The 26,313-nt window shown below is 64.5% G+C and carries 27 protein-coding genes and 3 pseudogenes; 15 read left to right on the forward strand and 15 right to left on the reverse strand.

Features of this window, described 5'->3' with window-relative positions; translation table 11 throughout:
- Positions 1-20 precede the first annotated feature (20 nt).
- Entirely contained in the window at positions 21-791 is a 771-nt protein-coding gene (locus tag OKW37_RS04990) for a ferredoxin--NADP reductase (protein WP_018419136.1), read from the reverse strand.
- A gap of 684 nt (positions 792-1,475) precedes the next feature.
- Between OKW37_RS04990 and OKW37_RS04995 the strand changes: the two are divergent.
- Positions 1,476-1,700: pseudogene (locus OKW37_RS04995) on the forward strand (hypothetical protein); the annotation flags it as partial.
- 186 nt (positions 1,701-1,886) lie between these two features.
- Here the strand turns inward: OKW37_RS04995 and OKW37_RS05000 are convergent.
- The 3 genes and pseudogenes from OKW37_RS05000 to OKW37_RS05010 all read right to left on the reverse strand — a co-directional run.
- Positions 1,887-2,096: pseudogene (locus OKW37_RS05000) on the reverse strand (ABC transporter permease); the annotation flags it as partial.
- Between the two features lie 96 nt (positions 2,097-2,192).
- Positions 2,193-2,468: pseudogene (locus tag OKW37_RS05005) on the reverse strand (sugar ABC transporter ATP-binding protein); the annotation flags it as partial.
- Positions 2,469-2,647: 179 nt separating this feature from the next.
- The gene (locus tag OKW37_RS05010; protein ID WP_429407755.1) at positions 2,648-3,700 is read right to left on the reverse strand and encodes a LacI family DNA-binding transcriptional regulator; all 1,053 of its coding nucleotides are present in this window, start codon (positions 3,698-3,700) and stop codon (positions 2,648-2,650) included.
- Positions 3,701-4,041: 341 nt separating this feature from the next.
- Here OKW37_RS05010 and OKW37_RS05015 point away from each other — a divergent pair, with 341 nt between their 5' ends.
- A complete protein-coding gene (locus OKW37_RS05015) occupies positions 4,042-5,046 on the forward strand; it encodes an aldose 1-epimerase (RefSeq protein WP_429407753.1) in 1,005 nt (334 codons plus the stop codon).
- Between the two features lie 46 nt (positions 5,047-5,092).
- Here OKW37_RS05015 and OKW37_RS05020 read toward each other — a convergent pair whose 3' ends face one another.
- Both OKW37_RS05020 and OKW37_RS05025 read right to left on the reverse strand, forming a co-directional pair.
- Positions 5,093-5,890 carry an endonuclease/exonuclease/phosphatase family protein gene (locus OKW37_RS05020; protein WP_184060845.1) on the reverse strand — a complete coding sequence of 266 codons (798 nt, stop codon included), beginning with the start codon at positions 5,888-5,890 and terminating at the stop codon, positions 5,093-5,095.
- Positions 5,891-5,944: 54 nt separating this feature from the next.
- Positions 5,945-6,505, reverse strand: a complete 561-nt coding sequence (locus OKW37_RS05025) for a hypothetical protein (protein WP_090802651.1) — start codon at positions 6,503-6,505, stop codon at positions 5,945-5,947.
- A gap of 270 nt (positions 6,506-6,775) precedes the next feature.
- Here OKW37_RS05025 and OKW37_RS05030 point away from each other — a divergent pair, with 270 nt between their 5' ends.
- From OKW37_RS05030 to OKW37_RS05040, 3 genes are all read left to right on the forward strand, one after another.
- Complete coding sequence (locus OKW37_RS05030) at positions 6,776-7,753, forward strand: AAA family ATPase (protein WP_184060843.1); 978 nt, start codon at positions 6,776-6,778, stop codon at positions 7,751-7,753.
- Positions 7,754-8,109: 356 nt separating this feature from the next.
- Complete coding sequence (locus OKW37_RS05035; protein ID WP_429407751.1) at positions 8,110-9,216, forward strand: NAD(P)/FAD-dependent oxidoreductase; 1,107 nt, start codon at positions 8,110-8,112, stop codon at positions 9,214-9,216.
- 132 nt (positions 9,217-9,348) lie between these two features.
- Complete coding sequence (locus OKW37_RS05040) at positions 9,349-9,660, forward strand: high-potential iron-sulfur protein (RefSeq protein WP_184060839.1); 312 nt, start codon at positions 9,349-9,351, stop codon at positions 9,658-9,660.
- A gap of 65 nt (positions 9,661-9,725) precedes the next feature.
- On the opposite strand, the gene OKW37_RS05045 is transcribed toward OKW37_RS05040, so the two are convergent.
- The 3 genes from OKW37_RS05045 to OKW37_RS05055 all read right to left on the reverse strand — a co-directional run bounded on the left by OKW37_RS05045 (position 9,726) and on the right by OKW37_RS05055 (position 12,546).
- Positions 9,726-11,282, reverse strand: a complete 1,557-nt coding sequence (locus tag OKW37_RS05045) for an amidase (protein ID WP_429407749.1) — start codon at positions 11,280-11,282, stop codon at positions 9,726-9,728.
- A gap of 242 nt (positions 11,283-11,524) precedes the next feature.
- On the reverse strand, positions 11,525-12,223 hold the full coding sequence (locus tag OKW37_RS05050; protein WP_018419150.1) for a dienelactone hydrolase family protein: 699 nt from the start codon (positions 12,221-12,223) through the stop codon (positions 11,525-11,527).
- A gap of 95 nt (positions 12,224-12,318) precedes the next feature.
- A complete protein-coding gene (locus OKW37_RS05055; RefSeq protein WP_429356441.1) occupies positions 12,319-12,546 on the reverse strand; it encodes a hypothetical protein in 228 nt (75 codons plus the stop codon).
- Here OKW37_RS05055 and OKW37_RS05060 point away from each other — a divergent pair.
- Both OKW37_RS05060 and OKW37_RS05065 read left to right on the forward strand, forming a co-directional pair.
- Positions 12,545-13,648: an NAD(P)H-dependent flavin oxidoreductase gene (locus OKW37_RS05060; protein ID WP_429407747.1), complete on the forward strand. Its 1,104-nt coding sequence runs from the start codon at positions 12,545-12,547 to the stop codon at positions 13,646-13,648. The two genes, OKW37_RS05055 and OKW37_RS05060, sit on opposite strands and share 2 nt — an antisense overlap.
- Before the next feature lie 451 nt (positions 13,649-14,099).
- Positions 14,100-15,245: a branched-chain amino acid ABC transporter substrate-binding protein gene (locus OKW37_RS05065; protein WP_184026037.1), complete on the forward strand. Its 1,146-nt coding sequence runs from the start codon at positions 14,100-14,102 to the stop codon at positions 15,243-15,245.
- Positions 15,246-15,351: 106 nt separating this feature from the next.
- Here OKW37_RS05065 and OKW37_RS05070 read toward each other — a convergent pair whose 3' ends face one another.
- Positions 15,352-16,566: an MFS transporter gene (locus OKW37_RS05070; RefSeq protein WP_429407744.1), complete on the reverse strand. Its 1,215-nt coding sequence runs from the start codon at positions 16,564-16,566 to the stop codon at positions 15,352-15,354.
- Between the two features lie 251 nt (positions 16,567-16,817).
- On the opposite strand from OKW37_RS05070, the gene OKW37_RS05075 reads away from it, so the two are divergent.
- Together OKW37_RS05075 and OKW37_RS05080 are read left to right on the forward strand one after the other, a co-directional pair.
- Positions 16,818-17,480 carry a HugZ family protein gene (locus OKW37_RS05075; RefSeq protein ID WP_429407743.1) on the forward strand — a complete coding sequence of 221 codons (663 nt, stop codon included), beginning with the start codon at positions 16,818-16,820 and terminating at the stop codon, positions 17,478-17,480.
- Between the two features lie 400 nt (positions 17,481-17,880).
- Positions 17,881-18,183 carry an H-NS family nucleoid-associated regulatory protein gene (locus OKW37_RS05080; protein ID WP_008921239.1) on the forward strand — a complete coding sequence of 101 codons (303 nt, stop codon included), beginning with the start codon at positions 17,881-17,883 and terminating at the stop codon, positions 18,181-18,183.
- A 183-nt stretch (positions 18,184-18,366) separates the two neighbouring features.
- Here OKW37_RS05080 and OKW37_RS05085 read toward each other — a convergent pair whose 3' ends face one another.
- Positions 18,367-18,570 carry a hypothetical protein gene (locus OKW37_RS05085; protein ID WP_187612135.1) on the reverse strand — a complete coding sequence of 68 codons (204 nt, stop codon included), beginning with the start codon at positions 18,568-18,570 and terminating at the stop codon, positions 18,367-18,369.
- Here OKW37_RS05085 and OKW37_RS05090 point away from each other — a divergent pair.
- Positions 18,559-19,752 carry a cation diffusion facilitator family transporter gene (locus OKW37_RS05090; RefSeq protein WP_429356445.1) on the forward strand — a complete coding sequence of 398 codons (1,194 nt, stop codon included), beginning with the start codon at positions 18,559-18,561 and terminating at the stop codon, positions 19,750-19,752. The two genes, OKW37_RS05085 and OKW37_RS05090, sit on opposite strands and share 12 nt — an antisense overlap.
- Before the next feature lie 63 nt (positions 19,753-19,815).
- Here OKW37_RS05090 and OKW37_RS05095 read toward each other — a convergent pair whose 3' ends face one another.
- The 3 genes from OKW37_RS05095 to OKW37_RS05105 form a co-directional block, all read right to left on the reverse strand.
- Positions 19,816-20,274: an Lrp/AsnC family transcriptional regulator gene (locus tag OKW37_RS05095; protein WP_012431468.1), complete on the reverse strand. Its 459-nt coding sequence runs from the start codon at positions 20,272-20,274 to the stop codon at positions 19,816-19,818.
- Between the two features lie 90 nt (positions 20,275-20,364).
- Positions 20,365-20,997 (reverse strand): exonuclease, encoded by a 633-nt coding sequence (locus OKW37_RS05100; RefSeq protein ID WP_429407741.1) that lies wholly within the window; start codon positions 20,995-20,997, stop codon positions 20,365-20,367.
- Positions 20,994-21,638, reverse strand: coding sequence for an MBL fold metallo-hydrolase (locus tag OKW37_RS05105; RefSeq protein ID WP_429407739.1), 645 nt, complete (start codon positions 21,636-21,638; stop codon positions 20,994-20,996). Before OKW37_RS05105 ends, OKW37_RS05100 begins: the two co-directional genes overlap by 4 nt.
- Positions 21,639-22,286: 648 nt before the next feature.
- Here OKW37_RS05105 and OKW37_RS05110 point away from each other — a divergent pair.
- Positions 22,287-22,892, forward strand: a complete 606-nt coding sequence (locus OKW37_RS05110; protein WP_184060825.1) for a septal ring lytic transglycosylase RlpA family protein — start codon at positions 22,287-22,289, stop codon at positions 22,890-22,892.
- 120 nt (positions 22,893-23,012) lie between these two features.
- Here the strand turns inward: OKW37_RS05110 and rsmI are convergent, their stop codons facing one another.
- Complete coding sequence (gene rsmI / locus OKW37_RS05115; protein WP_429407737.1) at positions 23,013-23,897, reverse strand: 16S rRNA (cytidine(1402)-2'-O)-methyltransferase; 885 nt, start codon at positions 23,895-23,897, stop codon at positions 23,013-23,015.
- 88 nt (positions 23,898-23,985) lie between these two features.
- On the opposite strand from rsmI, the gene OKW37_RS05120 reads away from it, so the two are divergent.
- The 4 genes from OKW37_RS05120 to OKW37_RS05135 all read left to right on the forward strand — a co-directional run bounded on the left by OKW37_RS05120 (position 23,986) and on the right by OKW37_RS05135 (position 26,309).
- On the forward strand, positions 23,986-24,408 hold the full coding sequence (locus tag OKW37_RS05120) for a YraN family protein (RefSeq protein ID WP_429407735.1): 423 nt from the start codon (positions 23,986-23,988) through the stop codon (positions 24,406-24,408).
- 142 nt (positions 24,409-24,550) lie between these two features.
- Positions 24,551-25,138 (forward strand): phosphoheptose isomerase, encoded by a 588-nt coding sequence (locus OKW37_RS05125; protein WP_429335607.1) that lies wholly within the window; start codon positions 24,551-24,553, stop codon positions 25,136-25,138.
- A 26-nt stretch (positions 25,139-25,164) separates the two neighbouring features.
- Positions 25,165-25,956, forward strand: a complete 792-nt coding sequence (locus OKW37_RS05130; protein ID WP_090802672.1) for a BON domain-containing protein — start codon at positions 25,165-25,167, stop codon at positions 25,954-25,956.
- The gene (locus OKW37_RS05135; protein ID WP_429407733.1) at positions 25,956-26,309 is read left to right on the forward strand and encodes a c-type cytochrome; all 354 of its coding nucleotides are present in this window, start codon (positions 25,956-25,958) and stop codon (positions 26,307-26,309) included. Before OKW37_RS05130 ends, OKW37_RS05135 begins: the two co-directional genes overlap by 1 nt.
- Positions 26,310-26,313 lie beyond the last annotated feature (4 nt).

Below are 26,313 nucleotides of genomic sequence, written 5' to 3' on the forward strand. Positions count from 1 at the left end.
GAAGAAGAATGCCGGCCGGCTTAGCCGACGAAGGCCTTTTCGACCACGTAATGGCCCGGCTCGTTGTTGCTGCCTTCCTTGAAGCCCGCGTCTTCGAGCAGCTTGCGCGTGTCGCGCAGCATGTGCGGGCTTCCGCACAGCATGACGCGGTCGTCCTCGAGCGAGAAACCCGGCACGCCGAGGTCGGCGAACAGCTTTTCGGTCTCGATCAGCTCGGTGATGCGGCCGCGGTTCTGGAACGCTTCGCGCGTGACGGTCGGGTAGTACAGCAGCTTTTCCTGTACGAACTCGCCGAGGTGTTCATGCGCCGGCAGGTGCTCAGTGATGTATTCCTTGTACGCGAGTTCGTCGACGAAACGGCAGGTATGCGTGAGGACCACGCGCTCGTAGCGGTCGTAAATGTCCGGATCCTTGATGATCGACATGAACGGCGCGAGGCCCGTGCCGGTGGACAACAGCCACAGCGTCTTGCCCGGCAGCAGGTTGTCGGCCACCAGCGTGCCGACCGGCTTCTTGCCGATCAGCACTTCGTCGCCGACCTTCAGGTGCTGCAGACGCGATGTGAGCGGGCCGTCCTGCACCTTGATGCTGAGGAATTCGAGATGTTCTTCGTAGTTCGCACTGGCGAGGCTGTATGCGCGCAGCAGCGGCTTGCCCTCGACCTGCAGGCCCACCATCGTGAACTGGCCGTTTTCGAAACGGAACGACGGATCGCGCGTGCAGGTGAAGCTGAAAAGCGTATCGGTCCAGTGATGGACGCTCAGGACGGTTTGTGAATTCAGGTTGCTCATGGCTTCTTGGATAGTGCGAAAACAAAGGCGGCCAGTCGTCTGAGCCGGCCGGCACGGCAAGGGGCGATGCTGCGCTGACCCGTGGTCGGGACTCCCGCGCAATCCGTCATTTTACCGTGCCCGCCGGGGCGGGGCCGCGGCGCGGCGGTCGAGCGTGGTAAAGCGGGTTGCTAAACCGGGAAGCGGCGGCGCCGGCTTGCTGGCGCCGCGAAGTACGTTGGCGTGAGTGCGGCCGTGCTTCAGCGGGGTACGGCGATTCGGCGAACGCCGCGAAGGGCGGCTGCCATTGGTTACCCGCCAGGCGCGAAAGCGACGCGCCGCAAGGGCGACATTTTCAAGATGATACCGAAAGGCGGCGTGCGCTGCAGCATTGACCCTGCTGATAAAACTGGCAAATGGGGCGGAACCCTGCCGGCGCCATCGAGATCGCCTCGCTTTCGACTATCGTTTGCGCGCCGCGATTTTTTGGGGAATACGCCCGACGTTGCCTCGTTTACGCAGGAGGCGAGTCGCGCTAAGCCAGGCAGCGCGGTGGGTGCGCGACTCGTCCTGGCGGCTGCGGCCGCCCATGCGAGTAGGAGGTGTCAAATGGAGGCTTCTCGTGCGATATCTGCATTCGGTTCATACACTGGCTTCGACGGATTGGTGATACGGGCACGCGCATCGCGCCGCGTGCGTCGCGCGCCCGACCCGAAACGTCCTAGCGAAATCGTCGAGTTCACCGTCGACGGACAATTCGTCGCTCAAATGTCGGTCGACCCTGCGCCGGGCTCCGCGTTTGGCCTCGCGTTCGGCCTCGCACTCGGCCTCGCACTCGGCCTCGATAGCAAGCGCCACTTGCAGTTCACCGCGGTAGACGACGCCACGAATACGGCGACCGTCTGGACGTTGCGCACCGACAGTCAATAAGGAAACCGGGACGACGATCGGGGACGTCGTGACGCGTCGGGGACGCGTCACGGTCACACGGTTTCGCGGCGAGTCTATCGGTACACAGAGATGGGTCGGGGGCGGCGATTGTGGCGGCAAGCCTCGGCCAAGTAAGGAAATTCTGTCCGATGGAATTGATGACGCCAATTCGCAGGTGCCGCTTGCTCACACCGCCGGCACCCGCTTTGTTCCGCGCTGTTTCAACACGCGCGCCTGCAGCACGATCACGAGTAGCAGGAACACGCCGCGAATCACCGATTGCCAGTACGCGGACAGACTGATGAACCCGAGCCCGTTCTCGACGTTCAGCAGATTGAACACGAGCCCGAGCAGCAGCACGCCGGCAATCGTCATCGCGACTGAACCCTCGCGCCCGCGGCGACGCTCAGATTCGCGGAACGGCACCAGGTTGATCTCCCGGTAGATCGTGCTGATGCCCGCTTCGCGCGCCTGCTTGGGCGTGCGGAAATCGAGCATCGTCGTGACGAGCTGCAGCTTGTCCATCTCGGCCATCGTGCTTTGCACGACCGTCTGGCCGTCGCGCATCACGGTCACGCGATCGCACAGCGCGTACAGCTCGTCGAGCCGGTGCGAGACGAAAATCACCGCGCGGCCGTCGTCGCGCAGCTTGCGCACGACGGTGAACAGCAGTTCGACTTCGCGCTCGTCGCGCGACGACGTCGATTCGTCCATGATCACCATCTTCGCGTCCGACGACACCGCGCGCGCAAGCGCCACCATTTGCCGCCATGTCTTCCTCCAGTAACCGGTGACGGTTTATTTGCTTTTCGTGCTGCTCGGGATTGCCTCTGTCCAGCCGGGGGGCCGACGTTGGTTCGCCGGCGAGCGCGCGATTGGCTATGACCCACCGGTGCGCTGTCTTCCCGACCTGACGTGCCGATTATTCCACTCAAAATTATTATCGGTTAACCACTAATAATATTAATTGTCGCAGCTCTTGCCTCGGTAATTACCCGGACCGAGGTGCGTTCCACCAGCGGTCCGTCGAGCTTGACCGTGCGATGGCGCACCGGCGCGCCGGCTGCGCGGTTGTGCTCTTCCTGCAGCAGCGTTTCGACGGCCCAGCGGCCGAGTTCGTAGTTGGGTAGCACCACCGTCGACAGCGGCGGATGCGTGTGGCGCGCGATTTCCTGGTCGTCGTAGCCGAGCACCGACACGTCCTCGGGCACGCGCAGGCCGAGCTGCTTGAGCGCCTCGATCGCGCCGATCGCGGTCAGGTCGTTGGCGCAGAAGATCGCGGTGGGCGGATTGGCCTCGCGCATCAGCGACAGCGTCAGCTCGAAGCCGAGGCCGGGGCTCCAGTCGCCGTCGCGCACGAGTTCGGCCGCGAAAGGCAGATCGGCGGTCGCGAGCGCGGTGCGGTAGCCCTTCAGGCGGTCTTTCGCGGCGTCCTGCCACGGCTCGCCGTTGATGTAGCCGATGCGCCGGTGGCCGGCCTGCAGCAGGTACTCGGTCGCCAGATGGCCGCCCGCGACCTCGGCTGGCACCACGGACGAGAACGTGCTGTCGCCGGTGTAGCAGTTCAGCAGCACGGTCGGCACCTGCGACAGCGCGCTCGGCGGCGCGACCTTGCGCGTGTAGACGGTCGCGTAGATCACACCGAACACGTGCGGATTGGTGAGGACCGTGTCGAGTACCTGTTTTTCGATGTCGGCGTTGCCGTGCGTCGAGTAGACCGCGAGCATCTTGCCGCTCACGTACGCGGCGTCGCGCGCGCCGTCGATGTTGACGACCGGGTGCGGGCTCGTCGAGATTTCGTCGGCCAGATAGACGATCAGGTTGCGCTCGTCGCTCGATGCCGCTACGGGCGCGCGCAGCGACAGCCGGTAGCCGAGGTCGTGCGCGGCCTTCAGCACCTTGTTGCGGGTCGCATCGGAGAATTTCGCGCCGGCCGCGTTGTTGAGCACGAGCGAAACGGTGGATTGCGACACGCCGGTGAGCTTGGCGATGTCGGTCATGGTGGGACGGCGTTGAGTCGATTTTTTCATCGTGCGGGCCGCGCGGAGGCGGCGCTGAAGCGGGGGAATGCCAGCGGCATCATGCTGCTGACGGTACCACTAATAATATGCGCGCGGCAACGCGCGCTAACCCGCCATTTGGGAACGGAGCGTACGGTCCGTTACCGGCCCTTTTTGAACGAATCTATTACTAATAATATTGACCAATGGTGCGGTGTCGTGCGATTCTCGCTCGGGGCGGACTGAGGTGGTCCGCCGGCCGCGGGGGTGCGCGGCACGTCAAAGGAGATATGAATGCACGTTGATGCCGCTTTCCGCTCGCGGTTTCGCCTCGTCTGACCATGCGCGACGTTTCCCTGAATCCTGCCCGGCCGCGCGAGGCACATGCCGTGACTCGATCGGCGACTCGACGCTCATGGCTCGACGATCCCGTGATCGCCGCGCGCCTCGTCACGTTGTCGGCCGGTGCGTTGCGAGCGGTGCTCGCGCCGGACGTTGGCGGCGCGCTCGCGGCGTTCTACGAAGTCACGCCGGAAGGTCCGTTGCACTGGCTGCGGCCGGCGCTGCCGGAAGCGTTCGAAGCGCGCGATCCGCTGCGCATGGCGAGCTTTCCGCTGTTCCCATACTGCAACCGGATTCGCGATGCGCGCTTCGCGTTCGACGGCGCGACGATCGATCTCGCCGGCAACGACCCGCGTTTCGCCCACGCGCTGCATGGCAACGCGTGGCGGCATCCGTGGCGCGTCGGCGCGCGCAGCGAAAGCGCGGTGGACTTGCACTTCGAGCACGAACCGGATGCGAGCGCGACCGGCGACTGGCCGTTTCGCTATCGCGCGCGGCAGCGTATCGAGTTGCGCGGTGGCGCGCTCCACATCACGATGTCCGCGCGGAATCTCGCCGGCCGGCCGATGCCGTTCGGCATGGGCCATCATCCGTACTATCCGCGCACCGCGTCGACGCGCATCCATGCCGACGTGCAGGCGATGTGGCACGCGGACACCGACGTGCTGCCGACGCATCTCGGCCCGCATCCGGCCGTCGACGCATTGCGCGCGGGCATGTCGCCCGATGCGTTCGATCTCGACAACAACTTTTCGAACTGGTCGCGCGTGGCGACGATCGCGTGGCCCGACGAGCGCCGCAATCTGACGATGCGTGCCGACGCGCCGTTCGATCACCTGGTCGTGTTCGCGCCGGTCAACGATGCGCAGCTATGCGTGGAACCGGTCACGAATACGACCGATTGCTTCAACGCGGTTGGTACACAAGAACACGTCGGTGGCTGCGTATTGCAGCCGGGGGAGGAGATCGAAGCGGCGTTCAGCTGGACGCCGCATCGCGAGTGAGGGGGGACGCGCTTTCCGTTGGCGAAAGCTCAACCAACAGAAGCGCTCACTCCAGCCGCAACTTCGCCATATACGGCAAATGATCGGACAGCCACGCGGTCTCCTGCGTCGGCTGGATCCATTCGACCGGCTGCATGTCGCGCACGAACATCTTGTCGAGCGACAGCGCCGGCGAGAACGCCGGGAACGTGCGCGCCGGTTCGCCGAGCAGCGTCGCGACTTCCTGCAAGCCATGCTCGCGAAAGAGCGGCACCGAGTCGTTGCGCCAATCGTTGAAATCGCCGGCCAGCACGAGCGGACCGTCGGGGGCTTCCTTCGCGATCCAGTGCGCGATCCAGTCCATCTGCCGCAACCGCGCCGGACGCGTCAGCGCGAGATGCGCACAGAGCAACGTGACGAGTCGTCCGCCGAAGGTCGCACGCGCGACCAGCAGGCCGCGCTTTTCGAAGCGGTGCGCGGAGATGTCCCAGCGGCCGCCGAGATCGAGCGGATGCGGCGACAGGATCGCATTGCCGTGCCGCCATGACGGCTTGAACACGTTCGGGCCGAGCGCGACTTCGAGTTCGAGCGCGCGCGCGATTTCGGTTGCCTGACAGTGCCATACGTCGGTAAGTGGATCGCCCATCGGCGTGCCGAAACTGCTCGCCAATACCGGCGAAGGCATACGCCGCGCCATCGCCTCCTGCAGGAAGTACGCGTCCGCGTGGGTCGATTGAACCCAGCGCTGCATCGCCTGCCAGGCCTGAAAACCGAGCGGTGTGCGGCCCTTGTGTAGGTTCCAGCTCACCGCGACGAAATCGTTCGGAGCGAGGCTCTCGCGGATCAGTTCTTCTGGGTTTCGCATGCCGCGTTATCCACGTGTTCTGTTTGAGCGCGTCGGTAAGGCGCGCGGTTCCTGTCAGTTCGGATTGCTGCTGCCGGTCGCGGCGCCATTGCCGCTCATGCCGCCGTTCGTGCCGTTGCCGTTCGCACCGTTGCTCACGACGTTCGCATGCACGCGGTACACGAGGTTCGGATTGTGATCGACGATCGTCCAGCTCGCCCATTGATCCGGCGGCACCACGAGACCCGGGTGGCTCGCGCTCACCTGGCGCGGCTGCGGCGGCAGCTTGCAGCCGATGTCGGTGCGCCGCGCATTGTCGTCCTCGAGCGTTTCCTGCGTGTCGATCGAAAACATCACGCCCTCGGGATCGACGCGCAGCGGCGACACCGTGATCGTGCGTGACAGATCGATGCTGCCGGCCGGCTGGTCCTTGCAGCCGACCTCGTGTTGCACGACCTGGTGATGCGTATCCGTGCGCGCCTGGCCGACGGTCGTGGTGCCGTCGAACGAATCGATCTGCTGGCCATCTTTCACCACCTGCAGCTGCCATTGCACGACCTGCTGCGCTGGCTGTTGTTGCGCGTGGGCGAGCAACGAAGCGCCAAGCAGCATGGCCACGATACTGGTTTTCCACATAAAAAGGATCTCCGCTTACGCGTCGCTTGCGTGGGTGCCTCGTCGCAATTAGAGAGCCATCTTACCCCCGATGGCCGCAACGATTTCTGACACGGTCGACGAGGGCCGGTTCAGCAACACTCCATTCCAGATGAGGATGGGATGCCAGCGATCGTTAGCAGCAGAGCCACATGACTGCTGGCTTGCACGCGTTTGTGTCCTCGCTACACTGGACTCGAACCGGCGCTCACAAGGCGCCGCCGCCGCAGAATCAGCCAAACGGGGTGAGCGATGACGACAGCAATGGTCAAACAGGAAATCGCCGTGGCCTCGTTCAGCCGGGTGTATGACCTCGACGAGGTCGAAAGCGCGCTGAACGGTCTCGGCGAGGGCGCGAATGAGGCGCTGCGCGCGACCTACGAAAAGATGCTGAAAACCGGCAATCTGCGATTCTGCGTGAAGCCGAACCGGATGCCGTCGATCGACGATCTGATCGGCGCGCTGCCCAATTTTTCCGCCCCGCTCGACGACATCCGCAAGCAGGTCGCGCTGTGCCTCGAAACCGAGGACCGGCTCGAACTGATGCCGATCCTGTTGCTCGGCGAGCCCGGCATCGGCAAGACGCATTTCGCGAAGCAGCTCGCGCGCCTGCTCGGCACCGCGTACCAATACGTCGCGATGAGTTCGCTGACGGCGGGCTGGATTCTGTCGGGCGCCTCGTCGCAATGGAAGAACGCGAAGCCGGGCAAGGTGTTCGATGCACTCGTGAACGGCAGCTATGCGAACCCGGTGATCGCCGTCGACGAAATCGACAAGGCGAGCGGCGATTCGCAATACGATCCGCTCGGCGCGCTGTATGCGCTACTCGAACACGACACCGCCCAGAGCTTCATCGACGAGTTCGCCGAGATACCGATCAACGCGGGCAACGTGATCTGGATCGCGACCGCCAACGACGAACGCGCGATCCCCGAGCCGATCCTGAACCGCATGAACGTCTACGAGATCTCGCCGCCGGACCACGCCGGCGCGCGACGCATCGCGCAGTCGATCTACGACGAGATCCGCGGCGCGCACAACTGGGGCCTGCGCTTTCCGGGGACGCTTGGCGAAGCGACGCTCGATGCGCTGAAGCGGGCGTCGCCGCGCGAGATGCGCCGCGCGATCCTGAACGGCTTCGGCGCGGCGCGCATCGCGGGACGCGACCAGATCGAGCCCGCCGATATCCGCCTCGATTACGGAAACCGGCGAAAACCGATCGGTTTTTGAGGTTTTCGGTCGGTTTTTTGCACCCAAACCCCGCTTCTCTGGAATTTGGGGAGCTGTGTCGGCAAATTCATACAGCCTGCGTTGTGAATGCTGCGGCAATTATTGCTATTTTCGATGTGGAGCGCAGAATCGAGCGCAGCTTGCGCCGCCATCGCGTGGTCGGCGCGCACGAACGTTTGTCACTTCTGTCTGTACCGAGTCGTACAATTTTCCGTGGCAGTGATAAAAAGACATAAGCAGACCAGCGGACAGATGCGTTCGACAACAAACGGAACGCGGCGGCGAGGTGCCGTACTTGTCTTCCTTCCATCGGCTGAACGAGGCAGCGCGCGGCCCAATGCGCCGCGTCAACGGATATGGATCAGATCGAATGTGTAGTGATCGGCGCCGGCGTGATCGGCCTCGCGACGGCGCGCGCGCTGGCGGCGCGCGGGCGCGAGGTGATCGTGCTGGAGGCCGCCGACGCCATCGGCGTGGGCACGAGTTCACGCAACAGCGAAGTGATTCACGCGGGCATCTACTATCCGCGCGGATCGCTGAAGGCCACGCTGTGCGTGCGCGGCCGCGAAATGCTGTATGACTATTGCGCCGAGCGCAACGTGCAGCATTCGCGCTGCGGCAAGCTGCTCGTCGCCACGTCGCGCAACCAGATTCCGCAGCTCGAAAGCATCATGGCCAAAGGGCGCGACAACGGCGTGCTCGACCTGATGCGCGTCACCGGCGATCAGGCGCAGGCGCTCGAACCGGCGCTCGAATGCGTGGAGGCAGTGTTTTCGCCGCAGACGGGGATCGTCGATAGTCATCAGTACATGCTCGCGCTGCAAGGCGATGCCGAGCGCGACGGCGCCGTGTACGCGTTCCATGCGCCGGTCGAGGCGATCGAGGCTCACAACGGCCGTTTCACCATCGCGGTCGGCGGTGCGGCGCCCACCACGATCAGCGCTGCCTGCGTGATCAACAGCGCGGGTCTGCATGCGAACGCACTCGCGCGCAAGATTCGCGGACTCGACTCGCGCCACGTGCCGCCGCTCTACCTGGCGCGCGGCAATTACTTCAGCATTTCGGGGCGCGCGCCGTTCAGCCGCCTGATCTATCCGATGCCGAACGAAGCCGGCCTCGGCGTGCATCTGACGCTCGACCTGGGCGGCCAGGTGCGCTTCGGCCCCGACGTCGAATGGGTCGATGCGATCAATTACGACGTCGATCCGCGTCGCGCGGAGTCGTTTTATGCGGCGATTCGCGCGTACTGGCCGGCCTTGCCCGATGGCGCGTTGCAGCCGGCGTACGCCGGTATTCGTCCGAAGTTGTCCGGCCCGGGCGAGCCCGCCGCGGACTTCATGATCCAGGGGCCGGCCGCGCATGGCGTGCGCGGGCTCGTCAATCTGTTCGGCATCGAGTCGCCGGGGTTGACGGCATCGCTTGCGATTGCGCAGCGGGTCTGCGAGCTGAGCGGGCGGCCTTGAGGCTGCGTTTGGACCGTACCGCTCCGCTTATCTTTAGCATTTGGAATATCACGGGCGACGGCTACGTTGCTATGCTTGGCGAACGCTGTCATCAGAACGGCGTTGATTCCCATATAAATGGAGTGAGTCCCCATGAGTTCTTCCCGTCGTACGTTTTTGATCGCCAGCATCGGTGTGGCATCGACGTTCGCGCTGTCGCGCCAGGCGTTCGCCGACGCGCCGAAAGTCTCCGAAACCGATCCGACCGCGCAGGCGCTTGGCTACAAGGCGGACGCGAGCAAGGTCGACAAGGCGAAATTCGCCAAATACACGCCTGGCGAGCAATGCAGCAACTGCAGCTTCTTCCAGGGCAAGGCGGGCGATGCCTACGGCCTCTGCCCGATGTTCGCGGGCAAGCAGGTCGCGGCCACGGGATGGTGCAGCGCCTATAACAAGAAGGCCTGATCAAGCTTGCGCGGCGCAAGCCGGGCCGGTTTTTCAAAGCTTCATTGCAGCGGGCCGCTGGACTATTAGCGGCGCGCATTCATCAATGGTGGCCGCCTGTCGAACCACGGCCGTGCCGCCTCGAGTTGCGCGGCGAGTCTGAACAGAGTCGCCTCGCCGCCGGTACGCGCCGCGAACTGCACGCCGATCGGCAGCCCGCGTGCATTCCAGTACAAAGGCACCGACATCGCCGGCTGGCCGCTCAGGTTGAACAGCTCCGTGCATCCGGCCCACGCGAACGCCTTGTTCGACGCTTCGAACAGCAGTTTCTTCATCAATCGTTCTAGCGGTATCGTGGTGACCGCGCGCATCTGCATGCGCTCGACCGAGCTTGGTCGCATCTCGCCGATCTTGATCGGCGCGGACGCGAGCGTCGCGCACAACAGCACGTCGTAGCGGTTCAGCAGGTCGGTCAGACGCGCAGTGATGCGGCGCTGTTCGTCGAGCGCGGCCGGCAAGCCCTGCTCGCCGAGCTTGCGGCCGACGTGCGCCATCGCCCATGTCGAAATTTCGAACTCGCCGCGCGTTGGCTTGTGGCCGGTGATGCGCTCCGCGTTCAGCACGAGGTCCTCGGCGGTCACCGACCACAGTGTCAGGAACGCATGACGGACCGCCGCGAAATCGACGCCGAGCGACACCGGCTCCAGACGATGGCCGAGTGAGCTCGCGAGTTGCGCGGCGTCGTCGAGCGCGGCGCGCGCATCGGCCGATAACGACGGCGCGAGCATCGGCTCGGTCACGTAGGCGATCGTCAGCGGTTTGCACGGCTCGCGCGTCGCGCCGAGAAAGGTGCCGGGCGCGCCGCTCGGCCGCTCGGCGTTGCCGGCCAGCAGATCGAGCAGCAACGCGCTGTCGCGCACGCTGCGCGACACGGCGTGATCGATGCCGAGTTCGCCGGCGCTGGCCTGCGCCGCGCGCGGCACGCGACCGCGCGAGGGTTTCAGGCCGAACAGTCCGCAGCACGACGCCGGAATCCGGATCGAGCCGCCGCCGTCCGACGCATGCGCGAGCGGTACGATGCCGGCAGCGACCGCCGCCGCCGCGCCGCCGCTCGAACCGCCCGGCGTGTGATCGATATTCCACGGATTACGGCACGCGCCAAATAGTTCGGGCTCCGTATAAGGCATCTGGCCGAGCTCGGACGTGCTGGTCTTCGCGAAGATATTCAAACCCGCCGCTTTCGCGAGCGCGACGACCGGCGCATCCTGAGTCGGAATGAAGTGCCGGTAGTGTCGGCTGCCCATTGCCATGGGCAGTCCCGCAACGGGCGCGCCGAGATCCTTGATCAGGAACGGCACGCCGGCGAGCGCGGCGTGGGCGGCGGAGTTGTCCGTTCCGTTCGCGCCGTCGACGGTATTCGCGCGATTCGCGTCTTCGCGCGACGCACGTTGGCGGGCCGCATCGTAGTCCTTCAGAACGACCGCGTTGATCGCGGGATTGACGGCCTCGGTGCGCGAGATCGCGACGTCGATCAATTCGCGCGCGCTGACCTGGCGCGTGCGCACGAGTTCGGCGAGGCCGATGGCGTCATGAGCGAGATAGTCTGATTGCACGTCGATTGAGCCCTCGCGGTCGGTTGGCATGCTGCGTCGAATTCGTGGCCGGCCATGCACGCGCGACTGAGGCGTTTCGCTCGGCATCGCGTTGCCCCGCCCGGGCGTCGCACATGTGAAAAGACGGCGTGTCGGCCGACACGCCGTCTTTTCACAGAGTACCCGAGTTGAGCGCCGACGTGACTCATGTGAATTCGAGTGCGCACTTCAAATGCGCGAGCGTGCGATCACATGCGCAACGCGGCGGTCCGACTGAATGCCGGAACCGCGGATTACATCCGCTCGCCGAGGAACGTCAGCGTGCGGCCATGCGCCAATGCCGACGCGTGCTGGTTGTACGACGCACGCTCCGAGCAGTTGAAACCGTGATCGGCGTTCGGGTAGATGTTGAATTGCACGTCGGCGCGACCCGCGAAGCGCTCCTGAATCTGGCCGATGTCCGACGGCAGAATATGCGCGTCGAGCTCGCCGTAGTGGAACTGCATCGGCACCTTGATGTTCGCGGCTTTGTCGAGATGGTTATGGATGCCGCCGCCGTAGTAGGCGACAGCGGCGTCGACCGAACCGGCGGCCGCGGCCAGATAGGCGAGACGGCCGCCGAAGCAGTAGCCGATCGCCGCGATCTTGCCGGTCACTTCCGGCAGCGCGCGCAAGGCGGCCGCAGCGGCGCCGAGGTCGGCGACCGCGTCGTCGACCTTGGTTTTCTGCATCAGCTCGATGCCCTTTTCGCGATCCTTGCCGTCATACGTCAATTCGACGCGCGGCTGCACGCGCCAGAACACGTCCGGGGCGAGCGCGACATAGCCGTCCTGCGCGTACTGATCCGCGACCGAGCGGATATGGCCGTTCACGCCGAAGATTTCCTGAATGATGATGACGGCCGGTCCCTTGCCGCCCTTCGGCAGCGCGAGGTAGCCGCCGAAACTGTCGTTGCCGGCGGGGATGTCGATCCATCGGGAAGTCGTGCTCATGCTGTTCTCCATTGACTCGCGCGACCGCCGCGCGAGGTCGGTGTGTACGAAACGCTCAAGGCCACGAGGCCCTGCAACGGGCGGTTAGTTTGCCATCAAAAGAATCGCCTTGCAGGGAGGCGGGACGGGGCCTCGCGGGTGATGCGAAGTGCTTCGATTCTCGTCAGGCGATTGAAACGATCTCGATAATTCATTTCTCCGCGATGGCGCGTGTCGGTAAAGTCAGCGCGTGATGGCTCGCGCGTGTCAGCGCATCTCGCGAACATGTTGGCGAGCGCATGAATCAGCACATCGACGGCTTTGCGCCGGAAGGAAACGAACATGAATGAAGGCAGTTTCGTGACGCCGCTCGCCGAGCACTTGCAGATGCGGGTACCCGTCGTGCAGGCGCCGATGGCCGGCGGCGCGACGACGCCGGCGCTCGTCGCGGCGGTATCCAATGCGGGCGGACTTGGTTTTCTCGCGGGGGCGGCGCTCGCACCCGAGAAGATCGCGAGCGAGGTCGCGGCGATTCGCGCGCTGACCGATCGCCCGTTCGGCGTGAATCTGTTCGTGCTCGATCCGGTCTCGCCCGATGAAGCCACCGTGTGCCGCGCGCTCGACGCAATCGATCCGCTGCGCGCCGATCTCGGCTTGCCGCCGGGACAGCCGCTCGCACGCTATGCGCCTGACTTTCGCGCGCAACTGGAAACGCTGATCGAATTGCGGGTGCCGGTCGCCGGCTTTACGTTCGGACTGCTAGCAGCGGACGACGTCGAGCGTTTGCACGCGAGCGGCAGCTATGTAGTTGGGACTGCGACGCATGTTGAAGAAGGCATCGCGTGGCGCGATGCGGGCGCCGATGCCGTCGCCGCGCAAGGCGCGGAGGCGGGCGCGCATCGCGGCACGTTCATCGGCGCATTCGAAGATGCGCTGGTCGGCACGATGGCGCTCGTGCCGCAACTGGTCGACGCGACCGGGCTGCCGGTGCTCGCGGCCGGCGGCATCATGGACGGTCGCGGCATCGTCGCGGCACTCGCGCTCGGCGCGCAAGCCGCGGTGATGGGCACCGCGTTTCTGACCACCCGCGAGAGCGCGATCCCCGAGGTATGGAAAACCCGCGTGCGCGGCATGTCAGATACCTCGACCACGGTGACGCGCGCGATCACGGGTCGCCACGCGCGCGGCATCCGCAATCCGTTGATACAACGTTTGCGCGAATCGGCGGACAGCATCGCGCCGTATCCGGTGCAAAACGCGTTGACGCAGGAGCTGCGGCAAAACGCGGCGCGTGCGCAGAACGGCGATTACCTGTCGTTGTGGGCGGGGCAGGGTGCGCCGCTTGGCCACACGCGCGCCGAAGCAATCGGCGCGATCGAACTGATGGCGCAGCTCGAGCAGGAATGGCAGGCGGCCTCCGTGCGAATCGCCGCGTTCTTGCGTTGATTGCATGGCCGATTTAAGGCTGATTCAAGTTTTTTACCGCACTCACAATCCTGTGCGGCACGCCACATTTTTGAGTTGAAAAACCCTTCGAATCATATGTGACAGAAGCCGGAAAATGGCTAAATCCGCGCCCGCGGAGAAACTTCCTAATTAGCGGAAACCCGCATGGGCTGGGGCTTTCCGGTCCGCTCGCCCAAGCCACGAGCGGTTCGCCCGGGAACTGCGCTATTAGTGTTGTTCCCACTTTCTCAAAAAATTCCCGCAAATTAATTTGATGGCCTACACTTGCGCGCAAGTACGGTTTGCCAACTGTCACAAACAGTCCGGTAAACGTACTGGCCAAGTGCATGAACGATGCAACCGGCGTGGTCGTCCACGGGACTGAGCGACACGAGTAGGGGAAGCGGGGCACAGGGCGATTACGTTGTTTTGACCGAAACTGGAGACTTACATGAACATCAAGATTCAAAAGCTGTTGCCGATCAGCGCTGCGGCGGTGCTGTTCGCGACGTTGGCAACATCGGCCGCGGCCGACACGGTCGTGAAGATCGGTCACGTCGCGCCGTTGACTGGCGGTATCGCTCACCTGGGTAAAGACAACGAAAACGGCGCGCGCCTCGCCATTGAGGAAATCAACGCGAAGGGTCTGACGATCGGCGGCCAGAAGATCACGCTGCAACTCGACGCGCAGGACGACGCGGCCGACCCCCGCACGGCCACGCAGGTTGCGCAGAAGCTCGTCGACGACAAGGTCGTCGCCGTGGTCGGCCACCTGAACTCGGGCACCTCGATCCCGGCATCGAAGATCTATAGCGATGCGGGCATCGTGCAGATCTCGCCGTCGGCAACGAACCCGGCCTACACGCAGCAAGGCTTCAAGACGACCTACCGTGTCGTCGCGACCGACGCGCAGCAAGGCCCGGCTCTCGCGAACTACGCGGCGAAGGGCATGAAGGTGAAGAGCGTCGCGATCGTCGACGACTCGACCGCTTACGGCCAGGGTCTCGCGAACGAATTCGAGAAGACGGCGAAGTCGCTCGGTATGAACGTCGTGTCGCACGACGCGACGAACGACAAGGCCGTCGACTTCCGCGCGATTCTGACGAAGATCAAGGGTGAAAATCCCGACGCGATCATGTACGGCGGCATGGACGCGACCGGCGGCCCGTTCGCCAAGCAGGCGAAGCAGCTCGGCCTGCGCGCGAAGGTGCTGGCAGGTGACGGCGTGTGTACCGACAAGCTGTCGGACCTGGCCGGCGACGCAACCGACAACATCGTCTGCTCGGAAGCCGGCATGGCGCTCGAAAAGATGGCGGGCGGCAAGGCGTTCGAAACGAAGTACGAGAAGCGCTTCGGCCAGCCGATCCAGATTTACGCGCCGTTCACGTATGACGCGGTGTACATCATCGTCGACGCGATGAAGCGCGCTAACTCGACCGATCCGGCGAAGATCCTGGCAGCGATGCCGACGACCGACTACAAGGGCGTGATCGGCGAAACGACGTTCGACTCGAAGGGCGACCTGCAGCACGGCGTGATCTCGCTGTACAACTACAAGCAAGGCAAGAAGACGCTGCTCGACGTCGTGAAGATGTAAATTCGGTGTGGTCGAAGGCGGCGTCGGGCCGCACTTCGATTTGCCGCTAAAGAGGCACGTGGGCCGTCAGGCTTGCGTGCCTCTTCTTTTTGGCGTTGCGTTTGCGTCAGATCTTCAAACGCCGCAGCACCTTCGGCCCGACGAGCGCGATCATCGCGGCGCACACGGCGACGACCGACAGCCCGATCGTCAGGTTGGTCACCTGCGCGACCGCACCGATGATCACCGGTCCGAGCAGCAACCCGAAATAGGCCAGCCCCGCGACGTGCGCGAGCCCCTCGGCCGCGTGGATGCCCTTCACGCTCGCGGCCGCCGCGAACAGCACCGGCATCATGTTCGCGAGGCCCAGGCCGATCAGCGCAAAGCCGGCGAGCGCGGCCACCGGATTCGGCAGCAGCAGCGCGTCGACCATCCCGGCGCAGGCGAGCGCCGCACTGATCATCACGAGTTGCGGCGCGCCGAAGCGGGCGCGCACCGCGTCGCCGGCAAAACGCGCTGCCGCCATGCCGCCGGAAAACGCCGCGTAGGCGGCGCTGGCGAGCGCGGGCGTCGAGAGCACGACATCGCGCATATAGACCGTGGCCCAGTCGTACATCGCGCCTTCGGCGATCAGCGCGACCAGCGCCATCGTGCCGAGCGCCCACAACGCCGGCGAGCGCCAGCGGCTCGCGCGCGGCGTCGCGGCATCGGGATGCTCGGCGTGCGGCACGTGCGGCAGCACCGACGGGCACGCGAGCACCAGCACGAGCGCGCTGGCCGCCGCGGCGAGCGCGAGATGCACAGCCGGCGCCATGCCGCGCGACAGCAGCGCCCCGCCCACCGCCGCGCCGAACATGCCGCCAAGGCTGAACATCCCGTGCAGCGACGACATGATCGGCTTGCCGAGCGCCTTTTCGACGGCGCTCGCTTCGGCGTTCATCGCGACGTCGAGCGTGGCCATGCCCGCGCCGAAGACGGCCAGCACGATCAGCACGATCCAGTACGCCGGCACGACGAGGATCAGCGCGGCGCAGGCGGCCATCGCGAGGCCGCCGGTCAGGCAGGCGCGGCGCGTGCCGACCCGCGCGATCCACGACGCATTGGTCACCATCGCGCCGATCGATCCGCCCGCCACCGCGAACAACGCGAACGACAGCATCGCCGGATTCAGATGGAAGCGGTCGCGCACCGTCGGCACGTGCACGCCCCACGAGGCGTACATCATGCCGGCGATGAAAAATACCGCCATCGTGGCAACGCGTGCGCGTTGCCGTGCGGTGACGGACAGATTGCGATGCGCGGCGGGCAGGACGGCGAATTCGGAGGCTTGGTGATCGGGCACGGAGGTCTCGAGGCGAAGTGCGCGAGAAAGCGCATTGAAAGCGGATCTTCGATTCTATCGAAGCGTGGTGGCGAATGCTTGGAGCCGTGGGATCGGGCGCATACGATTGATAGGCTAGGGGATGCAACCTGGCGGTATTGCCGGCTGTCATGCCATGGCACGCCGCAGTTGGTTTTTGCATTGCCGTGCGCGGCGGCTTTTCTGCCGCTCGCCGCTTTCCATTCATTCCTAATTCACCGAGGAACGCTCAGTTGAACATTCCGGCTCACGCTCCGCTGCATCTGCTGCACACGGCCACGGTCGGCACGCTCGCCACGCACGCTCGCCAGCCCGAGGGCTTTCCGTATCCGTCGGTGCTGCCGTTCGCGCCGGACGCGCGGCATCGTCCGACGATCCTCGTGAGCCGGCTCGCGGAGCACACGCACAACCTGCACGCCGATCCGCGCGCCGGTTTTCTGGCCGTCGACGCACCCGACGGCGACGTGCTGGGCGGCCAGCGCGTCACGCTGCTTGGCCGCTTCGAGCCGGTCGGCTCGAGCCCGGAACTGGCGCGGCGCTACCTGCGCTATCACCCGGACGCGGAGCGCTACCTGATGCTGGGCGATTTCACGTTCTGGATCATGGAGGTCGAGCGGCTGCGCTACATCGGCGGCTTTGGCGCGATGGGCTGGCTCGATGGCGCCGAACTCGATCCGCTGCCGCCGCTTGCAGTCAGCGAGGAGGACGCGCTGATCGCGGAATTCGGTCACCGGCTGAGTGGCACGGGCGGCGTCGAATTGCTGGGTGTCGACCGTTATGGCGCCGATCTGAAACGCAACGGCGTGCGCCACCGTTTCGCATTCGATGGCGCCCGGTCCGATACCGGGACATTGCACGCCGCGCTCGAAGTCTGCATCGAGCGGCATGCGGATTAAGCATTTATCGTTTATCGAGAAAACACGCGTGCGCCAGTGTCGACGAACGGGGTCTTTGTCTCAATAGTGCGCGGCTTATCCAAGCCAAAGCTTTCATGCCGTGAAATGTTCGATGTGCAATGGACCGCTCAAGTCTCATTTCTTGATAGTTAAATCGTGTAAATATGCAGATGAGTGGACTTTTTTAGCGACATGCGAAATCAGCGATTAGAAAGGCCGTAGTCCGACCCAAAAGCAGCGCAGGAAACTTTTTGAAACGAATTTAAATTAATTTTTTCCGGTTGCTTATCCAGCCTTTCTATTTTGTGTTAATCTCGCCGTCAAATTCCGAGGCATGAAACCTTCAAAGGCGAGTCGGCAAAAGACCGGCGGTCATTTATCCATACCACAAGGGAAACCTATGTCTTCTTACAAGGAACTGCTCGCACAGCGCGAGAAGCTCGAAAAGCAGATTGAAGAAGCGAAGTCGCGCGAATACGCGGAAGTCTTGAATGAAATCAAGCAGAAGATGGCGGATTACGGCATTTCGCTGAGCGAACTCGGCGGCGGCCGCGCACCGAAAGGCGCTAAAGCGAGCCGGCCGCGCGCAGGCGTCGCGCCTAAATATCGCGATCCGGAAAGCGGCAGCACGTGGTCCGGTCGCGGCAAGCCGCCGCGCTGGATTGCGGGTCTTGATCGCGAAAAGTTTCTGATCCAGAAGTAATCACGATCAGGCGAGCAGTGAGGGTTGGCCGCACGTAGTACGAATAGCGGCGATCCACCGCGTTTATAGCCTGCTGCAGAATCTGAAAAAGCCGCGCACCGTTCAGGGCGCGGTTTTCGTCATTTGCGGCGCCGAGTTTTTGTCGCATGCGCTTCAGGCAACTGGAACGCGAATGCTTTTCGTTTAGATAAGCGATTGATTTAAAAAGGTTTTTTTTCGCTTTTCCCTGCGCGCGCGATTCGCGGCGGCTACAATAACGATAATTGACATTTCCGCCACTTCAGCATGCAGTCCGCCGCGATCGCCCAAACCACCGAGAAACAACGCGTTGCGCGCAAAAGTACTTTTGCGAGTATTGCGCTCAATAGCGTGTTGATGACGCTGCAAATCGCCATCGGCACGATCGCGCACTCGCAGGCGCTAGTTGCCGACGGTATCCATTCCCTTGCCGATCTTATTTCCGATTTTGTCGTGCTGATTGCCAATCGGCACAGCGGGGCCAAGCCCGACGCGGATCACAATTACGGGCATAGCCGTTATGAGACGGTGGCGTCGTTATTTCTCGGCGCGCTGCTGATCTCGGTCGGCGTCGGCATGTTGTGGCGCGCCGGTACGCGGCTCGCCGACCTGCAAAATATTCCCGCCGTGCACATGAGCGCGCTCGCGGTCGCGGCGCTCGTGCTGGTCTGCAAGGAAGCGCTGTTTCGCTACATGCTGCGCGAGGCGAAGCGCGTGCGTTCCGCGATGCTGATCGCGAACGCATGGCACGCGCGCTCGGACGCGGCGTCGTCGCTGGTGGTGGGAATCGGCGTGATCGGCAGTCTCGCCGGCTTGCGGTTGCTCGACCCGATCGCGGCGGCCATCGTCGGTTTCATGGTCGCGCGCATGGGCTGGACCTTCGGTTGGGACGCGCTGCAGGATCTGTCGGACCGCGCGCTCGACGAAACCGCCGCGGCCGACATGCGCGCATTGCTGATGTCCACCCCCGGCGTGCGTGACGTGCACGAAATGCGTACGCGCAAGATGGGCGATTTCGCGCTCGTCGACGCGCACATTCTGGTCGATCCGATGATTTCGGTATCGGAAGGGCATTACATCGCGGAGTCGGCGCGGCTGCGTGTGCTGACCGACAAGCGCGTGCTCGACGCGCTGATCCACGTCGATCCGGAAAACGATGCGCTCGCGCATCCACCGGTCGATCTGCCGCCGCGGGAGCGCGTGACCGCCGAGGTCGACGCGGCGCTGGCGGCCTCGGGCTTGCAGGCCGCTGGGATAAATCTGCACTACCTGAGCACCGGGCTCGACGTGGAGGTGGTGTTACCGGCGGCGGCGTCCGTTGAAGGGCGCGCTGCGGACGGCCCAGAGGCCGCGCGTCTGCTGGAAAGCGAGGCGCAGTCGCTTGGGCGCGTCGATCTGGAGGCGCTCAAGCGTCGTCTCGGCGCGCGCAAGCTAGACGTGCTGCTGCAACGGGATATCTCGGCCGCGCAAGGCGGTCCGGTGGCGGAACTCAAGACTGGCGTCGCCCTCGGCGGTCGGTCAATCGCCGCGGAGCCTCACAACGCCGCCTGAGTCCGATGAGTTTCGGACACCCGATGCCGCGAACCTTCATGCCGCCCGCGGCGGCGGCATCCGTCACAACGGCAACTGCGTATCGAACTTGATTTCGCGCAGCACGACGCTCGTCCGCACCTGCGCGACGGCTGGAATCTTGAAAATGCGTTCGTGCAGGAAGCTGTCGTACGCCTTGATGTCCGGCGCGACGATCTTGAGGATGTAATCGGATTCACCGGTCGTGCTGTAGCACTCGGTCACTTCGGGGCAGGTGGCGATTTCCCGCTCGAACTGCTCGACGCCGCCTTCGGTGTGGCGTGTCAGATGGATATGCGCGAGCGCGCACACATGCAAGCCGAGTTTTTCGCGATCGAGCAGCGCCGTGTAGCGCTGGATCACGCCCGACTGTTCCATGTCCTTGATGCGCCGCCAGCACGGCGTGCTCGACAGCCCGACCTGGTCGGAGATTTCCTGCACGGAACGACGTGCGTCGAGCTGCAGTAGGCGCAGGATCTTCTGTGAGAACGTATCGAGTGTCAACTGCGCCTCCGTTAGCGTCGCCGTATCAACGCATGGTAGAGGGCGCGAAAACGAAACGCAATGTAAAACGGCTCTCGCGAGCGAGATTGCCTAATTTACCGGGTCGGGAGCGGCGTTTTGCCCTGAGCCGTCCCCATCATCCTTGCCATCCCCCGGCAGCTCGGGCTGACGCGCGCGCAAGTCCTTCAGCATGTTGCAAAAGAGGGCACCCTGCTCGATCGCGTCGTCGAGCGCGACGTGCGTGTGCGGATGCTCGTCGAACCAGTGCTTCGGAAAGCGCGGCTTGATGTTCTTGCGGTACGGCAGGCCGGTCATCGCGAACGCGAGCGTCTTGATGTCGAGCGCCGACCACGAAAACGGGCAGCGGCCGACGAAGCGCATCATGTACCAGAACATATAGGTGAAGTCGAAGCCGGCGGGCATCGCGACGAACACCGGCTTGCCCGACAGCGCCTCGACCCATTCGACATAGGCGGTCAGGGCGGCCTCGGGTTTCTGCAAGTCCTGGCGGCAGGCCGCCCATGCTTCCGGCTGGGTCTTCCACCACGCTTCCTGAACCGGATGCGGCGCTGCGCCTTCGAGCAGTTCGAGATTCGCCGAGAACGTCGCGATCAGCTGCTTGTCTTCGGTGTATGCGGCGGATGCGAAGCTCAGCATCGAATGCGGGCCGGGGATCGGGCCGTCCGCTTCGACGTCGGTACTCACATAGATTTCGCTGCTCATGCGCCCACTCCGTCGGCGACGTAGGGATTCGTGCGGCGCTCGGCGCCGAACGTCGAGGTCGGGCCGTGGCCGGGCACGAACGTGACGTCGTCGCCGAGCGGCCAGAGTTTGTCGCGGATCGAGCGGATCAGGTCCGCATGATTGCCACGCGGGAAATCCGTGCGGCCGATCGAGCCGGCGAACAGCACGTCGCCAACTAGTGCAAGCCGGTGCGCGCGGCTGAAGAAGACCACGTGGCCCGGCGTGTGGCCGGGGCAGTGGTAGACCTCGAGGGTTTCGTCGCCGAAATGCACGGTGTCGCCGTCTTGTAGCCAGCGGTCCGGCTCGAAGGCGTCGGCGGCCGGGAAGCCGAAGCGCGTGCTCTGGTCCGGCAACTTGTCGAGCCAGAAGCGTTCGTCGGGATGCGGACCTTCGATCGGCACGCCGTAGTGGCTGGCGAGTGTCTTCGCGCCGGCGCAGTGATCGATGTGGCCATGGGTCAGCAAGACCTTTTCGACGGTCACGTTCTGCCGCACGATCTCGCGCTGGATCATGTCGAGGTCGCCGCCCGGATCGACGACGGCAGCGTGCCCGTTGGCCTCGCAAACGAGCAGCGAGCAGTTCTGCTGGAACGGCGTGACGGGGATCAGGGTGACTTTCATGGCTGGACGACGCGCTGGGAAAACGTTGATTGTACCGGGCCTCGCGACAGCCTCCGCCGCCCATGCGACGGGGCCGGCTCACGGCCCGTCTCGGACTTTCGTATGTCCATTTTTGCGATAAATGTGAAGATTGATCAAGTTTTTGAGCAGCTCACCATCCCAAAAAAAAGTTTTGGGTATAATGGACTCCATGCACTAGGAATTGTGCTGCCACAAGGCGATGCGTTCCCACAAAAAGGGAATGCCGCTCGCCGTTCAAGTAAGGGCTGTCGGAATACCGACGGCCATCAGTATCGATGCGTTCGATGCACACGTCTTGCCCAGCCAGGCGCCGCGCGCCTGCTACGGAATTAATCTCCGTGACGCTGGGTGGGGCCTACGCCGCCGTTCCTGCGCGCTGAGTTGCGCGCGCAAGAACGTGTCATTGCCACGTTCAGTTGGCGGCATGTGGGGTCTGGTCAGGCTGCCGGGGACAGGTTGCGCCAGACGTGAAAATTAACCGTGCGGTAGCGGCTGAGTGAGCCGTATCCGGGCTTTGACGTACTGCGCATTTTCGCGCGGCGCGTTGTCGTCCCTACCGCCGGAGCCGCAAGCAACATACCCAGCAGTTTGCGGGTGACGCGGCTCGACAATGTGATTGCACGTCTTATGAAAACTCGGCTAACCCGTGGTGTAGGGACTCTTTTTGCCTTTTTTGTACTGGCCGGCTGTGCCACGCCTCCGGGCGCACCCGATACGTCCGCGAACGACACGCCGCAAAGTACAAAGAACATGCACCTGAGCTCTTTCGGACCGCAATCGTTCGGTAGCGCGCCGGCCTCGAGCCCGAGCGCGTCGAACGCGCCCGCGTCGCCGCTGGCTGACGCGCAGCCGCTCACCGACGACGGCGTCGACGTCGCGGACTTCCATCAGATCGGACGCGCGTCGTGGTACGGACGCTTCTTCCACGGCCGCCGCACCGCCAATGGCGAGCGTTACGACATGCATGCCATGACGGCCGCGCATCGCACGCTGCCGCTCGGCTCGTACGTGCGCGTGACCAATCCGGCCAATTCGCGCTCGGTGATCGTACGGATCAACGACCGCGGCCCATACGCCCGCGGCCGCGTGATCGACCTGTCGATGGCGGCCGCCGCCATGCTCGACATGCGCCACACCGGCACCGCGCGGGTCAAGATCGAAGGGCTCACGCAGCAGGAAGCGCGCGCCGAACTGAACGAGACGCTCGCGTCGAACTCGGATTCGAACAAGTGACGTGACGTTACGTGGCGATGATGCCGCGTCGGCTGAACCAACCGTCTGCAGAAAATCGAAGGGCCGCGACATGCGGCCCTTTTCTGTTGCCGTCAGCCTTTTACCCGCCGGGCTCGACCCTCACGTTTCGGGCTTGTCTTCCTTCAGCGCCAGCGCGCGCGCGTACAACACGTTGCGCGATGCGCCCGTGAGCGCCGCCGCGACCTTCGCCGCGCTGCTCACCGTCAATTCTTCCAGCAGGATGCCGAGCAGCGCGTCGTGATCGTGCTCGCCGGCCGCTTCGGGCGCCGCGCCTTCGACCACCAGCACGAATTCGCCACGCTGCCGGTTCGCGTCGGCAGCGAGCCACGTTGGCCCTTCGGCCAGGGTGCCCTGGTGCAGGGCTTCGTGTAACTTCGTCAGTTCCCGCGCGATCAGCAGACGGCGTGTGCCGCCGAACACATCGGCGAGCGCCTGCACCGTCTCGACGATCCGGTGCGGCGCTTCGTAGAACACCATCGCGTGAGGATGTTGCGCGAGCGCCTGCAAGGCGGCGGCGCGCGCCTTCGGCTTCGGCGGGAGGAAGCCGAGGAACGAGAACGTCGCGACCCAGTCGCCGCTCGCGCTGAGCGCGGTGGCGAGCGCACTCGCGCCGGGCAGCGGGACCACCACGAAGCCGGCCTCGCGCACGGCATCGACGAGCTTGGCGCCGGGGTCCGAGATGCCCGGCGTGCCCGCGTCGGACACGTAGGCCACGCGCTCGCCGGCCTGCAGATACTCGATCACGCGCTGCGCGGCGGTGCGCTCGTTGTGCTGATGCACGGCGACGAGCGGCTTCGAGATGCCATAGCGCGCGAGCAGCTGACCGGTGTTGCGGGTGTCCTCGGCGGCGATGCGATCCGCGAGTCCGAGCACGTGCAGCGCGCGCAGCGTGATGTCGGCAATGTTGCCGATCGGCGTGGCCACCACATACAGCGCGGCGGCGGGGTACTGCTGCCCTTGCGCGAGTTCGGAGAGAGGAGTCATGACACGGAAGACACAAACAGACGGAACGAGGCCGACATTGTGCCATGTGGGCTTGCGCGAGCAGGCCGCGCCGAACACTGCGCAAAAGATGCCCATAAACGCCGGTCCAAAAACCGCCCACAACTTTTCCTGCGCTCACCAGTCCAAATCCGTCGGCGCGGCTTTCGAAGCACGCGCGCGAGAATATTTGCAGCGCCAGCGTCTGCGCTTCGTGGCGCGCAACGTCACCTGTCGGGGCGGCGAGATCGACCTCGTGATGAGTGATCGTGACGGCGCGCTGGTGTTCGTCGAAGTTCGCGCGCGTGCGCAGCGGCATTATGGCGGTGCGGCTGCGAGCATCGGTTGGCAGAAGAGACAGCGCATCGTGCGAGCGGCGCGGCACTATCTCGCGACGCGCGCCACGACGAACCGCGGCCCGCGCGACGAACCCGCGTGCCGCTTCGACGTCGTCGCGTTCGAGAGCGGCAGGCTCGTGTGGTTGCGCGATGCGTTTCGCGCCGACGAAGTCTGACCGACAGCGCAGACAACGCGCGTGAGTGCGATAAACTTGCGCTCGCGTGCCGCGCGAACTCATCGGCGGCCACAGCCTGGCAGTATGACTTCACAACACGGCCGCGCAGTGCGGTCCATTCGCGGTAGAAGATAGAGACTCGATGTCAGTCGAACGCATCCAACAACACTTCCGCGACAGCGCGGCAGTCAAACTCGAAGCCCTCGAAACCCTGTCGATGCCGATCGCCGTCGCGATCGACACGATGTTCGCCGCGCTCGCCAACGGCAATCGCATCCTCGCGTGCGGCAACGGCGGTTCGGCCGCCGACGCGCAGCATTTCGCGGCCGAGCTGATCGGCCGCTTCGAGCGCGAGCGGCCAGGTCTGCCGGCCATTGCGCTCAGCACCGACACCTCCGTGCTCACCGCGATCGCCAACGACTATTCGTTCGAACAGATCTACGCGAAACAGGTCTGGGCGCTCGGTCAGCCCGGCGACGTGTTGCTCGCGATCACCACATCCGGCAATTCCGCGAACGTGCTGGCCGCGATCGAAGCCGCGCATGAGCGCGAAATGATCGTCGTTGCGCTGACCGGCAAGGGCGGCGGACGCGCGCAGCAAGTGCTGAGCGACACCGACATCCACGTGTGCGTGCCGTCCGACCGCACGGCGCGCATCCAGGAAGTGCACTTGCTGACCATCCATTGCCTGTGCGACGGCATCGATGCCATGTTGCTCGGCGAAGACTGAGACTGATTTCGAAGGAGAGCTAGTTGATGAGCGTTTTCCGCATCAAGAAGACACTGGTGAGAACCGTGCTCGTGGTCGGGGTCGCGGCGGGCCTGTCGGCCACGCTGCAAGGCTGCTTTCTCGCTGTCGGGGCCGCGGCGGGCGGCGGCGCGCTGATGGCGACCGACCGCCGCACGCTCGGCGCGCAGACCGAGGATCGCGAGATTCAGGTGAAGGCGCTGTCGCAGATCAGCCAGAATCTGCCGGACTCCGCGCACGTCAACGTCACGGTGTTCAACCGCCGCGTGCTGCTGACCGGCGAGGTCGCGGGCGAGGCGTCGAAGCAGCGTGCCGAGAGCATCGTGCGGAACATGAACAACGTGAATACGATCGTCAATGAACTGGCGATCGCGCCGGCGAGCTCGTTCTCGTCGCGCACCAACGACACCTACCTCGAAACGCGCGTGAAGACCGCTCTGATCGCCGAGAAGAACATTTCGGCGAACAATTTCAAGGTCGTGGCCGAGCGCGGCAACGTCTATCTGATGGGCCTCGTCACGATGAATGAGGGCAATATCGGCGCCGACGTCACGAGCCGCGTGCCGGGCGTCGTGGAGGTGGTCAAGGTGTTCCAGTACATCCAGCCGCAGGAAGCCGAAGCTGCTGCTGCCGCCGGTGCGACGGCGCCGGTGGCCGCCTCGCAGCCCGAGGTCAGCGAGCCGACGGTCGGGGCGATTCCCGATTCGTCGGTGAGCGCGCGGCCGCTCGATCAGCAGGCGCCTGCGCCGGTCAACTCGTCGACGTCGGTGCGGCCGGGTAATCCGAAGGCGGTGCCTTGATGCGCGGTATGACGCGTGCGGGTGTCGTGTTCGCGTTGGTGGTAGGCGCGCTGGCGGGCACGATGGCGTCGGGTGCTCGCGCGGCCGAGGCGCCGCGCGGCCAGCAGGTCGCCGCCGCGAATGCATGCATGGGCTGTCACGCCGTCGATCGCAAACTGGTCGGTCCGTCGTTCCAGCAAATCGCCGCGAAGTACAAGGGCGACGCGCAGGCGCCGACCAAACTCGCGCGCAAGGTGAAGGACGGCGGCTCCGGCGTATGGGGCATGATTCCAATGCCGGCCCATCAATCGATGAGCGATGCGGATATCCGCACGGTGGTCGACTGGGTGCTCGCGGGCGCGCCGTCCAGATGAGGTT

It is taken from the genome of Paraburkholderia sp. MM5482-R2 (genome assembly GCF_050436125.1).
Classification (GTDB): domain Bacteria; phylum Pseudomonadota; class Gammaproteobacteria; order Burkholderiales; family Burkholderiaceae; genus Paraburkholderia; species Paraburkholderia tuberum.